14 protein-coding genes and 2 pseudogenes are annotated in these 13,730 nt (G+C 67.0%); 4 read left to right on the top strand and 12 right to left on the bottom strand.

From position 1 onward, the window contains the following. From Q8814_RS19255 to aspS, 4 genes are all read right to left on the bottom strand, one after another. Positions 1–437 (bottom strand): patatin-like phospholipase family protein (locus Q8814_RS19255; RefSeq protein WP_330153598.1); only part of this gene is annotated, 437 nt, incomplete at its 3' end. A gap of 62 nt (positions 438–499) precedes the next feature. Beyond that, the gene (locus Q8814_RS19250; protein ID WP_330153597.1) at positions 500–1,666 is read right to left on the bottom strand and encodes a kinase; all 1,167 of its coding nucleotides are present in this window, start codon (positions 1,664–1,666) and stop codon (positions 500–502) included. 96 nt (positions 1,667–1,762) lie between these two features. Continuing rightward, complete coding sequence (locus tag Q8814_RS19245; protein ID WP_330153596.1) at positions 1,763–2,032, bottom strand: DUF4235 domain-containing protein; 270 nt, start codon at positions 2,030–2,032, stop codon at positions 1,763–1,765. 201 nt (positions 2,033–2,233) lie between these two features. Continuing rightward, positions 2,234–4,027, bottom strand: coding sequence for an aspartate--tRNA ligase (gene aspS, locus Q8814_RS19240; RefSeq protein WP_330153595.1), 1,794 nt, complete (start codon positions 4,025–4,027; stop codon positions 2,234–2,236). 139 nt (positions 4,028–4,166) lie between these two features. Between aspS and ypfJ the strand changes: the two genes are divergently transcribed. Further along, entirely contained in the window at positions 4,167–5,078 is a 912-nt protein-coding gene (gene ypfJ / locus Q8814_RS19235; protein ID WP_330153594.1) for a KPN_02809 family neutral zinc metallopeptidase, read from the top strand. A gap of 37 nt (positions 5,079–5,115) precedes the next feature. Here ypfJ and Q8814_RS19230 read toward each other — a convergent pair whose 3' ends face one another. From Q8814_RS19230 to Q8814_RS19205, 6 genes are all read right to left on the bottom strand, one after another. Further along, on the bottom strand, positions 5,116–5,241 hold the full coding sequence (locus tag Q8814_RS19230) for a hypothetical protein (protein WP_330153593.1): 126 nt from the start codon (positions 5,239–5,241) through the stop codon (positions 5,116–5,118). A 7-nt stretch (positions 5,242–5,248) separates the two neighbouring features. Next, complete coding sequence (locus Q8814_RS19225) at positions 5,249–5,917, bottom strand: hypothetical protein (RefSeq protein WP_330153592.1); 669 nt, start codon at positions 5,915–5,917, stop codon at positions 5,249–5,251. Between the two features lie 24 nt (positions 5,918–5,941). After that, positions 5,942–6,244: a protease inhibitor I42 family protein gene (locus Q8814_RS19220; protein ID WP_330153591.1), complete on the bottom strand. Its 303-nt coding sequence runs from the start codon at positions 6,242–6,244 to the stop codon at positions 5,942–5,944. Positions 6,245–6,326: 82 nt separating this feature from the next. Next, on the bottom strand, positions 6,327–7,904 hold the full coding sequence (locus Q8814_RS19215) for an FMN-binding glutamate synthase family protein (protein ID WP_330153590.1): 1,578 nt from the start codon (positions 7,902–7,904) through the stop codon (positions 6,327–6,329). 37 nt (positions 7,905–7,941) lie between these two features. Next, positions 7,942–8,739: a succinate dehydrogenase iron-sulfur subunit gene (locus tag Q8814_RS19210; protein WP_330153589.1), complete on the bottom strand. Its 798-nt coding sequence runs from the start codon at positions 8,737–8,739 to the stop codon at positions 7,942–7,944. Between the two features lie 165 nt (positions 8,740–8,904). Beyond that, complete coding sequence (locus Q8814_RS19205; protein ID WP_330153588.1) at positions 8,905–9,777, bottom strand: TIGR03620 family F420-dependent LLM class oxidoreductase; 873 nt, start codon at positions 9,775–9,777, stop codon at positions 8,905–8,907. 158 nt (positions 9,778–9,935) lie between these two features. Here Q8814_RS19205 and Q8814_RS19200 point away from each other — a divergent pair. Both Q8814_RS19200 and Q8814_RS19195 read left to right on the top strand, forming a co-directional pair. Next, positions 9,936–10,344: pseudogene (locus Q8814_RS19200) on the top strand (YciI family protein). Between the two features lie 8 nt (positions 10,345–10,352). Continuing rightward, positions 10,353–11,498, top strand: a complete 1,146-nt coding sequence (locus Q8814_RS19195; RefSeq protein ID WP_330153586.1) for an RNA polymerase sigma factor — start codon at positions 10,353–10,355, stop codon at positions 11,496–11,498. Positions 11,499–11,508: 10 nt separating this feature from the next. Here the strand turns inward: Q8814_RS19195 and Q8814_RS19190 are convergent, their stop codons facing one another. Next, positions 11,509–12,237 (bottom strand): hypothetical protein, encoded by a 729-nt coding sequence (locus tag Q8814_RS19190; protein WP_330153585.1) that lies wholly within the window; start codon positions 12,235–12,237, stop codon positions 11,509–11,511. Positions 12,238–12,321: 84 nt separating this feature from the next. Further along, entirely contained in the window at positions 12,322–13,050 is a 729-nt protein-coding gene (locus Q8814_RS19185; RefSeq protein ID WP_330153584.1) for an SOS response-associated peptidase, read from the bottom strand. A 185-nt stretch (positions 13,051–13,235) separates the two neighbouring features. Between Q8814_RS19185 and idi the strand changes: the two are divergent. Next, positions 13,236–13,730 (top strand): annotated as a pseudogene (idi, locus tag Q8814_RS19180) (isopentenyl-diphosphate Delta-isomerase); the annotation flags it as partial.

Raw genomic sequence — 13,730 nt, 5'->3', positions numbered from 1 at the left:
AACCCCGACCGGATGTTCTCGTGCAGCCGGGTCCACGGCACCAGACCCTGCAGGAGCCCCCGGATCGGGGTCGTGTCGAGCAGACTGACCAATCGCATGCGGGGCAAGCCGATCGCCTGTCCCAGGAACGCCGCGCCGGTACCGAGCACGCTGTGCACCGACGAGTACACGTCCGACGAGACCACCCCGGTCCACAAATCCACGAGCTGCTCCGCCGCCGTGGGCAGTCCCTCGTCGGCGAAGGCGGCGAGCCCGACCACGTTGATCGCGCCGGCGCTGGTTCCGACGAGGATGCGGGGCGCCGCGTAGTGTCGCGTGATCCGGGGAAGCAGAGTCGTGATCGCACCGGCCTGATAAGCGCCGCGCGCACCCGCGCCCGCGACGACCAGCGCCGTCCGCCGACGTCCGTGGGTGCCGTTCGTCCCGCGTCCGGCCATGCGCGGAATGCTACCTGCACGCCGTGGTCTGCGGACCCGATTCTGCAATCGAGGCGGAGCCGTCAGGTCGTGACGCGCTCTTCCAGGTGCGCGAGTACGTCGCGGGCGTGCCCGGCGACATCGTCGTGTCCGCTGTCGGCTGCGAACTCGGCGAGCAGCGACCACCGCGACCGCAGCGCCGGGAAGCGTGGCACCGACAATTCGTGTTCGCGTACCGAGGCGAGACGGGCGTGGTCCTCGGGCAGGAACAGATGGGTGCTCAGCCACACACATGCGAGCTGCGCGTCGAGGAGACGCTCGGCGAGCACTTCGTCGTAGGCGAGCTGCGGCCACATCCCCACCACTTCGGCGCGCCACGCATCGGCCATCGCCCGGACCCGTTCGGAGGTCAGCGGCGCGGCGCACAGGCACAGCGGGAACGACGTCAACGCGTAGGCGACGTCGAGCGTGGCATCGCGGAAGCCACCCCATTCGTAGTCGAGGAACTGCACACCGTCGTCGCCGACGACGATGTTGTCCGGGCACAGATCGGAGGGGCTGAAGGCCCGGAACCTGCCGCCGGTGAACAGTTTCGCGGCCCGCTCGGCGCGAGCGCGCACGGACTCGGGCACGTCGAGCCCGAATTCGGCGGCGAGCAGTTCGGGCACGCCGCGTATCCCGGCGATCGCCTGGTCGGCGACGGCGTCGCCGACGTGCCTGACATCGGCGCGACGCAACAACGCGGCAAAGTCCTCCTCGCGGCCGACGGTGGCGGCATGCATGCGGCCGAGCGCCTGCGCGAGCGCCATGAGGGTGTTGCCGACGGCTTCGGTGTCGTCGCGCCGCAGCAGCGTGGCCAGCGGAGTCGCATCACCGAGGTCGCTGAGAACGAGCAGGCGCGTGTCGAAGTCGTACGCCAGCAATTCGGCTCCGGGGCGGTGATCCTTGGCCAGTGCGGTCGCGAACTGGTACGACACCGCTTCGCGCAGGAACGCGACCTGCTCGTCGGTGCTCTCGCCCCGGAAGTCGACATGGCCGGCACCGCGCGAGGGCGGCACCTGCTTGAGTACCAGGGTTCGCGGAAGGGAGAAGGGATTCGCGGCGACACGCACGCGCAACACCACGGACCGGCCACTGCCGCCGAGATCCACGGGGTCCGCCAGAGTCACCGGTGCTCCGGTACGCCGAGTGAGCAGCTTTTCGGCTGCGTGCACTACCTCCGACACAGGGTCTGCCAATGTTGCGGTCATCACGAGACAATCTACAGGCTTCAGATCACGATTCGGTCCTGCGGAATGCCCAATTCGCCCGGGACCTAGGTCCGGCAATGCGTTCACGGCATCGACTCATTCCGGCGAGACGTGCGTGATCTTACGGAATCCCTGGGCGGTCGCCCGATCCACTCCCGCTTTTACGACGCCGAAGATCAGTCCTTGGAGGGCAGCGGCAAGAAGAACTTCACGCATGCTGTGTGACAGATCCTGCGGCTCGGGCTTCTCGTCCTGCCCCGTGACCTTCGTCCACATGCGCTGGAACACGGCGCCGGCAAGGATGCCTCCTCCGACGCTCGCTGCAAGTGCGAGCGGTTTGTAGAAGATCACGCGTGCGTCAGGCATGGTGCCAACCCTCCTTCGGCCCTCTCGGCGGGGCCTGTGTTCGTGCCGTTCGTTTTCCCTGGGTGATCGGCGACGAAACTATTTCTGTATTTTTCGATGTTCCGTCTGGCCCGAATTTCATGGAGGATGGGCAAAGAGGCGGTGGTGCATCGCTGAAGCAATGCACCACCGACCGAAGCCGTGCAGAACCGGCAGCCGGAACTACCGGGCCGGAGCGGGCGCGGAATCCTTCTCCGGCTCGGGAGTGAAGTCCATGCCGGACTCCTTGCGCTGCTCCGGACTGATCGGACCGGGAGCATCGGTGAGCGGGTCGACACCGCCACCGGACTTCGGGAACGCGATGACCTCACGGATCGAATCGACCCCGGCAAGCAGTGCGGTGATGCGATCCCAGCCGAATGCGATTCCGCCGTGCGGCGGCGCACCGTACTTGAAGGCGTCGAGCAGGAAGCCGAACTTCTCGTTCGCTTCCTCCTCCGAGATGCCCATCACCTTGAAGACCCGCTCCTGGAGTTCCGGGCGATGGATGCGGATCGAGCCACCGCCGATCTCGTTGCCGTTGCACACGATGTCGTATGCGTAGGCCAGTGCCGAGCCGGGATCGGTGTCGAACGTGTCGAGAAACTCGGGTTTCGGCGAGGTGAAGGCGTGATGCACCGCCGTCCACGCCGACGAGCCGAGCGCCACGTCACCGCTGGCGGTGGCGTCGGCTGCCGGCTCGAACATCGGCGCATCGACGACCCAGACGAAGGCCCACGCGTTCGGATCGATCAGGTCGAGCTTGCGTGCGATCTCGCCGCGAGCGGCGCCCAGCAACGCGCGCATGGGCTTGGTCGGTCCGGCAGCGAAGAAGATGCAGTCTCCCGGATTCGCCCCCACGTGCGCGGCGAGTCCTTCCCGTTCGGTGTCGGTGAGGTTCTTGGCGACCGGGCCGGTCAGCTCGCCGTTCTCCCCCACCAGCACATATGCGAGCCCCTTCGCACCGCGCTGCTTGGCCCATTCCTGCCACGCGTCGAGCTGGCGCCGCGGCTGGCTCGCTCCGCCCGGCATGACGACCGCACCGACGTACTCGGCCTGGAAAACCCGAAACGTGGTCTCCTTGAAGAATTCCTTGCATTCGACGAGCTCGACGTCGAAGCGCAGGTCGGGCTTGTCGGTACCGAACCGGCGCATCGCCTCGGCGTAGGTCATGCGCGGGATGGGGGTATCGAGTTCGTAGCCGACCAGACGCCACAGCGCGTGGAGCACCTCTTCGGCCAGCAGGATCACATCGTCCTGGCCGACGAATGCCATCTCGATATCGAGCTGAGTGAACTCGGGCTGCCTGTCGGCGCGGAAGTCCTCGTCGCGGTAGCAACGAGCGATCTGGTAGTACCGCTCGATACCGCCGACCATGAGCAGCTGCTTGAACAACTGCGGCGACTGCGGCAGGGCATAGAAGTTGCCCGGCTGCAACCGCGCCGGAACGAGGAAGTCGCGGGCACCCTCGGGGGTGGAGCGGGTCAGGGTCGGCGTCTCGACCTCGACGAATTCGTGATGAGCCAGCACCCCGCGCGCCGCGGCATTGACCTTGCTGCGCAGACGGATGGCCTTGCCAGGACCTTCACGCCGCAGATCGAGGTAGCGGTACTTCAGGCGCGCCTCTTCGCCGGCCTGATCGTCGAGCTGGAAGGGCAGCGGCGCCGCCTCGCCCAGCACTTCGAGCCCGGTGGTGTTGACCTCGATCGCGCCGGTGGGAATCTCGAAGTTCTGATTTCCGTCGGGACGGATTTCGACGACCCCGGTGACCTTCACGCAGTACTCGGCGCGCAGGCGGTGGGCCTGTTCGAGCACCCCGGCCTCGCGGAAAACCACCTGAGACACACCCGAAGCGTCGCGGAGGTCGATGAAGATGACCCCGCCGTGGTCGCGACGCCGGGCGACCCAACCGGTGAGGGTGACAGTCTGCTCGGCGTGCTCGGCTCGCAACGAGCCGGCGAGATGGGTGCGCAGCACGGAATTCCTTTCGAAACGATCATCGACGTGGTTCGTCGCTGTAATCCTACGAAAGACACGCGCGGCCCGAGCACACCCGTACCGAATCGGTCGTGCCAAGCTTGTGCGTCTGCGAGCACTGTGACGAGAAAGTGAAGCGATGACCTTCAACGAGGGCGCACGGATGAACCCCGGTCGAGTCCGCACCGGCGGCGGCCGCGGTGGCAAGATTGCGCTCGGCGGTGGCGCCGGCGGCATCCTGGTACTGATTCTGGCCCTGCTGTTCGGCGGCGACCCCGGGTCGCTGCTCGGGGCGGGCGTGCCCGGCGAGGCCGCGCAGTACGACACCGGCGGCACCCTCGAGGGTTGCGAGACGGGTGCGGACGCGAACGAGAACATCGACTGCCGCATCAACTTCACGGTGGGCAGTCTGGACCTGGTGTGGGAGCAGGAGTTGGGCCGCCAGACCGGGGTCGAGTACGTACAGCCCGGGGTGCAACTGTTCACGGGCGCGACCGCCACGGGATGCGGCAACGCCACCAGCGACATCGGCCCGTTCTACTGTCCGGCCGATGAGACCGCGTACTTCGACAGCAGTTTCTTCCAGGATCTCGTCACCCGCTTCGGCTCGAGCGGGGGACCCCTCGCGCAGGAGTACGTCGTCGCGCACGAGGTCGGACACCATCTGCAGAATCAGCTCGGCGACCTCGGCCGGGCACAGACGGATCCGCGGGGTCCGGAGTCCGGCGCGGTGCGTACCGAACTGCAGGCCGACTGCTACGCAGGGATATGGGCATATCACGCCGACAAGATGCCCGACCCGAACACCGGCCGGCCGTTCCTGGTCCCGTTGAGCGACACCGACATTCGCGACGCTCTCTCGGCAGCCTCGGCCGTCGGTGACGACCGGATCCAGGCGGCTGCGAGCGGTCGCGTCAATCCGGAGGCATGGACCCACGGCTCGTCGGAGCAGCGGCAGAAGTGGTTCCTCGCCGGTTACCGCACCGGGCAGGTCGCCGCTTGCGACACGTACGCGGCGGCCGACCTCGACAGCCCGGCCGCGCTGCGCTGAGCCTCGGCCGCGCCCACTCCGATGGCGTCGCAGTGCCTCACGGCACGGGATCGACGACGAGCCGCACCACGCGGTCGCCGACACGCCACAGCGCGTCGGGGTTGCTGAGTGCCGCGGTGTAGACGCTCGCCGCGGTGTCGCCGTCGATCTCACCGCGCCGCATTGTTCCGTCACCCGGCCGGAGAAAACTTTGCGGGTCGGGGCCGGGCCATCGCGGGAGAGAGGCGGACAGCTCCGCAGTGTCGGACCGTTCGTCCGCCGGCAGTTCGTAGACGACCACTGTGGCGGGCACATACGGTCGGAATTCGCCGTCGGCGAGTGATCGGGCCTCGGCTATCGCCGCGCAGCGCCTGCCGGTTCTCGACTGCCGCCGCCGGCAGACCGTCTTCGAACCGGGTCGCGAAGGCGTAGATTCGGATCTCGTCCGGTTCTTCGCGACCGTGCAGCGCGATGGTGGTGGTGGTGGCCTGGTCGGTCACAGTGGGGCTACCCACCCGAGTACCGAGGTCCACCAGACGCCGTTGCTCGAGTTCTGCGGCGAACCGTGCTATTTCCGCCGGATCGGCCTGCCCGACAAGGTATTCCGATGGTGCCATGAGGCTTGCGGGCCTCGGCTCGGTGAACAGCACCCGCCCGTCACCATAGATCCGCAGTTCGGGAGAACGTGCCGCCTGCGCCGCAGCTGCCGCCCACCCGTCGCCTGCCGAACCGACCTCGAACACCACCTGGCCCGCGGGAAGGTCCTCGACCGTGGCAGGACTGTTACCGCACGCAGAAACGAGAAACGACAACAGCAGCACACCCGGAAGGCGCAACCCGCGCGCCGGACAACCCCCCATCACACCGTTCTACCGCATGCGCCGTCAGGTGACCGTGATGGTCATGTTCTCGCTGTCGGCCGTCAGATCCATCATCCGCCGCATCCTCAGCGACAGCGGCCACACGCCGGGGCGCTTCGCCCGGAGATAGAACACACGCTCGCTGGTCGCGCCGGGCAAAGGGTTCATCGACGGAACGAACCGGACATCGCGCAGCACCAGACCCTTACCGACCCGCGTGGTCGACCAGCAGTAGTCGCGCGAGGTGTTCTCCTTTACATGCAACTCGATCGTGTCCCCCACATCGACCGAGATATCGCGTGGACCAGTGGTGATGTGCTTCCTCATGGACCCAGAGTACGGGGCGGATGTGATCTGGGCCACTATCGCGCGGTCCACGCCGCACCGGCCCCGCGGCAATCGTCGGTGCTCAGCGTTTCGTCTCGGCACCGGGCGAACCGGTTTCCCCGGGCGGCTGGGCCGCGGTCGCTGTCATGATGCGGGAGATCTCGGCGCAGTCGGCTGCGCTCGGCAGCCCCCATCCGTCCTTGTAACCGTAGAGTTCGGCGAGGGTGACCGCGCGACGGTTACCGTCGGCGACCTCGACGTCCTCGGCGGTGATCATGCTCGGATGTGCCACCCCGCACGCCTCGGCCACCTTGAACACATCCCGCCGCAACGCCCGCAGGTACTGCTCGACCCGGAGCGCCTTCGACGGAACGTCCAATCCGCGTTCCAGCCACGGGTTCTGGGTGGCGACCCCGGTAGGGCATTTGTCGGTGTGGCACTTCTGCGCCTGGATACATCCCAGGGCGAACATCGGTTCGCGCGCCACATTGAGCATGTCGCAGCCGAGCGCCATGGCGGCAACGGCATTGTCGGGAACGCCGAGCTTTCCCGAGCCGATGAACGTGACCTGTTCGGCGAGGTCTGCCTCGGCAAATTGGCGGTAGACCCGCGCGAAGCCGCTGCGGAACGGCAGCGACACCGAGTCGGTGAACACGAGCGGAGCTGCTCCCGTGCCGCCTTCCCCGCCGTCGATCGTGACGAAGTCGACGCCCCGGTCACCGCTGCGCATTGCCTCGACCAGCACCTGCCAGAACGTCGGATCACCGACTGCGGCTTTGATCCCCACGGGAACACCGGTTCTCGAGGCAATCAGTTCGACGAAGTCGAGCATGCTGTCGACGTCGTCGAACGCGGTGTGCCGCGATGGACTCACCACGTCGCGCCCCTGCGGCACTCCACGGATCTCCGCGATCTCTTCGGTGACCTTCGCGCCGGGCAGCAAACCACCGAGGCCGGGTTTGGCGCCCTGGCTGAGCTTGATCTCGATGGCCTTGACGGGGGCCGATTCGGTGAGTGCGACGAGCCGGTCGAGGTCGAATCGGCCGTCGCTGTCGCGGCATCCGAAATATGCGGTGCCGATCTGGAAGATCAGGTCTGCGCCGTTGCGGTGGTAGCGAGACAGGCCGCCCTCTCCGGTGTTCTGCATGCATCCGGCGGCCGCGGCGCCCTTGTTCAGCGCGACCACCGCGGCCGAGGACAATGATCCGAAACTCATCGCCGAGATGTTGACGAACGACCCGGGACGGAATGCCTTCGCCCGACCCCGCGGACCGCCGAGGATCTTCGCCGACGGGATCTCGAGCCCCTCACCGCCGTGCGGTGCACCGGACGGCGGAAGCTGCGAGAACACACGGTGTTTGATGATCGTGTAACCATCGGTGAACTCGATGTCGTTGTCGGTGCCGAACCCGAATGTGTTGACCTCCTGCTTCGACGACGCGTACACCCAGCGCCGCTGGTCGCGGGTGAAGGGCCGCTCCTCGTCGTTGCGGGTGATGATGTATTGGCGCAGTTCCGGGCCGATCGCCTCGAGGAAGTAGCGTCCGTGCCCGAGGACGGGGAAATTGCGCAGCAGTGAGTGGTTGCGCTGCAACAAATCGTACGAGGCGACCGCCGCGAGCGCCGCGGCCGGGATTCCGAGTGCCTTCGACCAGTCCATGAGTCCACCGTAGGTCGGATGCGGCGTGCTCGTGCCGCTACCGCGTGACTGCCTTGCGGCTGAACAGAAGCGCACGTTTGACCTCGGTGATCGCCTGCGTCACTTTGATCCCGCGCGGACAGGCGTCGGTACAGTTGAAGGTGGTGCGGCACCGCCAGACGCCGTCGATGTCGTTGAGAATATCCATCCGCTCCCGAGCACCCTCGTCGCGACTGTCGAAAATGAAGCGATGTGCGTTGACAATTGCGGCCGGCCCGAAATAGCTGCCGTCCGCCCAGTACACCGGACACGAGGCGGTGCAGCACGCGCACAGGATGCACTTGGTGGTGTCGTCGTATCGGGCACGGTCGGTCTGCGATTGGATGCGCTCGCGGGTGGGCTCCTGGCCCGACGTCATCAGGAACGGTTTGATCTGGCGATACGCGGAGAAGAACGGCTCCATGTCGACGACGAGGTCCTTCTCGACCGGCAACCCCTTGAGGGGTGCGATCGTAATGGTGGTGTTCGCACCGCCTTTCTGCAGCATGTCGCGCATGAGCACCTTGCATGCGAGCCGGTTCACTCCGTTGATGACCATCGCATCCGATCCGCACACGCCGTGCGCGCACGAGCGGCGGAAGGTCAACGTACCGTCGAGATAACCCTTGACGTAGGTCAGCAGATTGAGCAGTCGATCCGTGGGCAGGCAAGGAACCTCGAAGCTCTCCCATCCGGCCTTGCCCGGATCCTCCGGATTGAAGCGAAGGATCTTCAACGTGACCGTCACGGCGCCCTCGGGGACCGGCGGTAGCGCTTCGGAATCCGGATTCTCGCTCTTCTTCGACACGGCCATCATCGACTCCCGCCTCGTCTACCCAGCACTCGGAGACATCGCCTCGGGTTGTCCCCACGCTAGCCCAGAAGACACCGGGTGGTTGCGGGTTCGATCGCCCGGATCAACCCGCGACCTTTCCGTTGCACACGTCGATCGGCACTTACATCCGGCAACGGTGCCTCCGGCTCACGCGATCAGTGCCGCCGCGAGCTCCCGATACTGTCGCGCGGGGAACGTGCTCTGATCCGCCGTCAGCACCTGGATGGCGACCTCGTCGGCACCGGCCTGGTAATGCTCTTCGATTCCGGCGACGACGCGTTCGAGATCCCCCCACGGGATCAGCACGTCCATCAGCCGGTCGCTGCCGCCGTCGGCCAGGTCCTCGTCTGTGTAGCCGAGTCGTCGCAGATTGTTCGAATAGTTCGGCAATGCCAGGTAGCCGCGCATGTACTCGCGCGCGATGCCGCGCGCGGTGACTTCGTCCGGTTCGAGCACCACTGCGACCTCGGGTGCCAGAAGCGGACCGGCGCCGAGCACCTCGCGAGCGAAGGCGGTGTGGTCGGCGGGAACGAAATAGGGGTGGGCGCCCGCAGCTCGCTCCGCAGACAGCGCGAGCATACGAGGACCGAGCGCTGCGAGTACCCGGCGTTCGGCAGGGACAGGGATTTCCGCGGCGTCCAGCGCATCGAGGTACTCGACCATGTGGCTGTAGGGCTTGGTGTACGTGTGCCCTTCCTTCGCATCGACGACAGGCGCGTGACTGGTGCCCACGCCGAGCAGAAAGCGGTCCGGATGATTCTGCTCGAGCTGGTTGACGACCCGGGCGGTCTCGGTCGGGTCGGCGTGCCAGATGCTGACGATTCCGCTGGCGACGGCGAGTCGTGGCGTCGCGGCGAGCACTTCGCCGTACACCGACGGCACCCCGTCTCCGAAACCGCCCGACGTCCACAAGCGCGAGTAGCCGAGCTCGTCGAGCTCGCGCGCCGCGTCCAGTGCCGCCTCCCGAAGTTTTCGACTCAGCCAGAATCCGCCGCCCCACACGCTTACCTGTCGCGTCATGGGCTCGACCCTAACGTCCCGGTGCGTGGACCGGGGACTCCGCGCCGCGGCCCGCCGAGAAAAGTTTTCGGAGTCGGGATGTCGAGAATCACGGACCGGCGCCGTCCCAGAAGCGAATACGGCCACAATGGGCTGTACCGCACCGAGGAGACGAGACAATGGCCAAGTATCTGCTGCTCAAGCACTACCGCGGCGCACCGGCAGCGGTCAATGATGTGCCGATGGACCAGTGGTCTCCGGAGGAGATCTCGGCCCACATCCAGTACATGAACGACTTCGCTGCCCGGTTGGAAGGTACCGGCGAATTCGTGGACGGACAGGCGCTGTCCCCCGAGGGAACCTTCGTCCGCTACGACGGGGGAGGGCCGCCCGCCCGTCACCGACGGCCCGTTCCCGGAGACCAAGGATCTGATCGCCGGGTGGATGGTGATCGACGTCGAGAGCTACGACCGCGCGCTCGAACTCGCCGGGGAGCTGTCCGCCGCTCCGGGCGCGGGCGGAAAGCCGATCCACGAATGGCTCGAGTTGCGCCCGTTCCTCACCGGGCCGGCGCCTTCCACGGAGTGAGGATCCCGGTGGACGAGGCCTTGCTCCGTAGCCTGACGCCCACCGTGATCGGCATTCTCGGCCGCCGCGGAGCCGACTTCGCGGCGGCCGAGGACGCCGTCCAGGACGCCCTGATCGACGCATTGCGCGTGTGGCCGGAGAACCCGCCGCGCGATCCACAGGGCTGGCTGGTCACGGTGGCCTGGCGAAAGTTCCTCGACGCCACCCGCGCCGACGTCTCACGACGCCGCCGTGAGATATGGGTGGGGACCGAACCCGCGCGCGGTCCCGGCGAAGCGATGGAGGACACACTCGCGCTCTACTTCCTGTGCGCGCACCCGTCCTTGACTCCGGCCTCGGCCGTCGCGCTCACGCTCCGCGCCGTCGGTGGTCTCACCACACATCAGATCGCCCAGGCCTACCTGGTGCCGGAGAAGACCATGGCCCAGCGCATCAGCCGGGCCAAACGGACCGTTGCCGGCGTCCGGTTCGATCGGCACGGCGATGTCGCCACGGTGCTGCGCACGCTCTACCTGGTTTTCAACGAGGGCTACTCCGGCGACGTCGACCTCGCCGCGGAGGCCATCCGGTTGACCCGGCAACTGGCTGCCGGATGCGACCACCCCGAGGTGTCGGGACTGCTGGCGCTCATGCTGCTGCACCACGCGCGGCGTCCGGCCCGCATCCGCGCCGACGGCAGCCTGGTGCCGCTCACCGATCAGGACCGCACCCATTGGGACATCGGAATGATCACCGAAGGCATCGACCTGCTCCGAAAGGCCCTGGCGCGAGACGAATTGGGCGAGTTCCAAGCACAGGCCGCGATCGCCGCGCTCCATGCCGACGCACAGACCGCGGACGAAACCGACTGGGTACAGATCGTGGAGTGGTACGACGAATTGGTGCGGCTCACCGACAGCCCGGTGGCCCGCCTCAACCGCGTCGTCGCGGTCGGCGAGGCGGACGGTCCGCGGGCCGGCCTGGCCGCCCTGTCGGAAATCGACCCTGCCCTGCCCCGCTACACGGCAGTCGCGGCCTACCTGCACGAGAAGGACGGTGACCTGGTGGCCGCGGCGCGCCTCTACGCCGAGGCGGCCCGGTCGGCACCGAACCTGCCCGAACGCGACCACCTGATTCGACAGGCCGCGCGGCTCAACGCGACACTGCGGAGCTGAGCGGCAGTTGCTAGCGGCATTCGACGACGGCCGCCGGATCGCTTTCCCGGTCGAGGACCTTCCCGTACGCGTCGCCGCCCCGGTCCCGGACCGCTGCGCATACCTCACCGTGTGTATATCCCGCATAGAAGTAGACGGCGTAGATGGCGTTGCCCCGTTCGTCCGCCTGTCGCAGCGACGGACAGGACCGATCGGTCCGCAGATACGACGAACCGGGATTCGCATCGAGCAGGTGTTGCACCTCGCTTGCGTAGCTCGCCGGGTCGACGGCGTTTCCGACTACGACGATTCCCATGCCGTCACACGACGGCACAGACATCGGCACGCTCAGCCCCAGGTCTCCGCCCGGTGGGTTCTCGGCACAGTCGGGGAAATTCACCAACAGCTCGTCCGGTGCGCCCTGAGCCGCGGCGAAGCCGCGGCACATCGCGGAGGGAAACCCCGCGAACCGCACCCATCCGCTGTCCGCGTGGCGCACGAGAGAAGTCGTGTCGCCGAGAGTACCGATCGAAATCAAGGCCCAGTCCCCGTAACAGCGCATCACATCGACGCTCTCGGCAGGGTCACCCAGATCGGATGCGATGTCGCGGGCACTGCAATCCTCCGCGTCGAGATCCGCCGGGACCGGTACCGAAGTGCGGGTGTCCGACGTCCGCGTAGCGGTAGCCACCGACGGCACCGAGATCGCGTCGCCCTCGGTAGACCGGACGCATCCGACCGAGGCGATACCGACCGTCACCGACAGAGCTACCGTCCACGATGCAAATGTGCGACGGGTTCTCCAGCGATGCGCGCCGCGCCCTGTGACATTCACCGCGGACGTTCACCGCGCCGTGTCGGGGTGGACGGGACGCAGGAGGTCCGGGGTGTTGTTGCGCGGAGAGTTCACCGCGGTGCTCACCTCGTACGGTTCGAGGCGCGGTTCCGGAATCGAGTTCAGCAACGCCGCCACATCGTCACGATCGGTCAGGGTCGGATCGAGCCAGGGCTCGACGAACGTCTCCGGCAGGATCACCGGCGACCTGTCGTGGATATGACCGGCCGCGTCAGTGGCCGGCCGCGTCAGCACCGTGCAGGTCCACAACCAGCGGTCCGGGTGGTCTTCGGGCAGAGCGGGATCGGGCCACAGCTCGTAGAGGCCGGCCATCACAAGCGGCGCATCGGAGTGCAGGAAGTACGGGATCTTCTTGCCGTCGTCGTTCTTCAGCCATTCGTAGTAGCCATCGGCCGGCAGAATGCACCGTCGACGTGCCGCGGCGGCCTTGAATGCGGGCTTTTCGGTGATCGTTTCCGAGCGGGCGTTGATCATCCGGGAGCCGATCTTCGGGTCCTTCGCCCAGGACGGCACCAATCCCCACTTGACGGTGCTGTTGACCTGCCGGACCGGATCGGCGTCGGGATGCTCGCGGGGCGCGCGTTCGAGCACCACATTCACCCGCTGGGTCGGGGCGATGTTGTACGACGGGGGTAGCTCCTCCCCGACCGCCTCGGTGGCCTCGTACGCCGCAAGCAAGTCTCCGCGGGTACTGGTACTCGCATACCGTCCACACACTTCGGGCCTCCCTTTCCGCAGGTACGGTCGCAGGCGCTGAGGCCACGATAGTTGCGGCGACCGACACCGGTCACCGCCTTCGGATCGCGCACGCCGTCCGGGTAGTGGCGAAGCCGGGTAGGCTCGGCTCGGCGTGTCCGTGGCAGCTCCCGGCCACCACCGACCAGACCGACGGAGATTGATAGATGACCGCGCCTGCCCACGAGGAACTCGTTGTTCTGCTCGACGAGGACGAGCGGCCCGTCGGCACTGCGCCGAAGGCCACGGTCCACCATGCCGAGACTCCTCTGCACACCTTGCCTTTTCCTGCTACATCTTCGACGACGCCGGCCGGGTTCTCATGACGCGCCGCGCGCTGAGCAAGGTCACGTGGCCCGGCGTCTGGACCAATGCGTGCTGCGGTCATCCCGGCCCGGACGAGACCCCCGACGATGCTGTGCGCCGTCGTGTCGAGCAGGAGCTCGGACTGGTCGTCGACAATGTGACGTGTCTGCTTCCGCACTTCCGGTACCGGGCGACGGCCAGCGACGGCACAGTCGAGAACGAGGTCTGCCCCGTGTTCTATGCACGGGCCGCGTCCGATCTCAGTCCGGATCCGTCCGAGGTGATGGAATGGGCGTGGGTGTCGTGGGATGAGCTGGAGAGAGCAGCGACCGTGCCGTGGCTGATCAGTCCGTGGG

Origin of the sequence: Rhodococcus chondri (assembly GCF_036327435.1) — a bacterium.
Lineage (GTDB): Bacteria > Actinomycetota > Actinomycetes > Mycobacteriales > Mycobacteriaceae > Rhodococcus > Rhodococcus chondri.
This window is presented reverse-complemented; position numbering and strand designations above follow the sequence as displayed.

Coding starts and splice junctions, on each gene's coding strand:
- Q8814_RS19250 (WP_330153597.1), bottom strand. CDS start 1,666: ATGACCGCAACATTGGCAGACCCTGTGTCGGAGGTAGTGCACGCAGCC.
- Q8814_RS19245 (WP_330153596.1), bottom strand. CDS start 2,032: ATGCCTGACGCACGCGTGATCTTCTACAAACCGCTCGCACTTGCAGCG.
- ypfJ (WP_330153594.1), top strand. CDS start 4,167: ATGACCTTCAACGAGGGCGCACGGATGAACCCCGGTCGAGTCCGCACC.
- Q8814_RS19230 (WP_330153593.1), bottom strand. CDS start 5,241: ATGCGGCGCGGTGAGATCGACGGCGACACCGCGGCGAGCGTCTACACC.
- Q8814_RS19225 (WP_330153592.1), bottom strand. CDS start 5,917: ATGGGGGGTTGTCCGGCGCGCGGGTTGCGCCTTCCGGGTGTGCTGCTG.
- Q8814_RS19220 (WP_330153591.1), bottom strand. CDS start 6,244: ATGAGGAAGCACATCACCACTGGTCCACGCGATATCTCGGTCGATGTG.
- Q8814_RS19215 (WP_330153590.1), bottom strand. CDS start 7,904: ATGGACTGGTCGAAGGCACTCGGAATCCCGGCCGCGGCGCTCGCGGCG.
- Q8814_RS19210 (WP_330153589.1), bottom strand. CDS start 8,739: ATGATGGCCGTGTCGAAGAAGAGCGAGAATCCGGATTCCGAAGCGCTA.
- Q8814_RS19205 (WP_330153588.1), bottom strand. CDS start 9,777: ATGACGCGACAGGTAAGCGTGTGGGGCGGCGGATTCTGGCTGAGTCGA.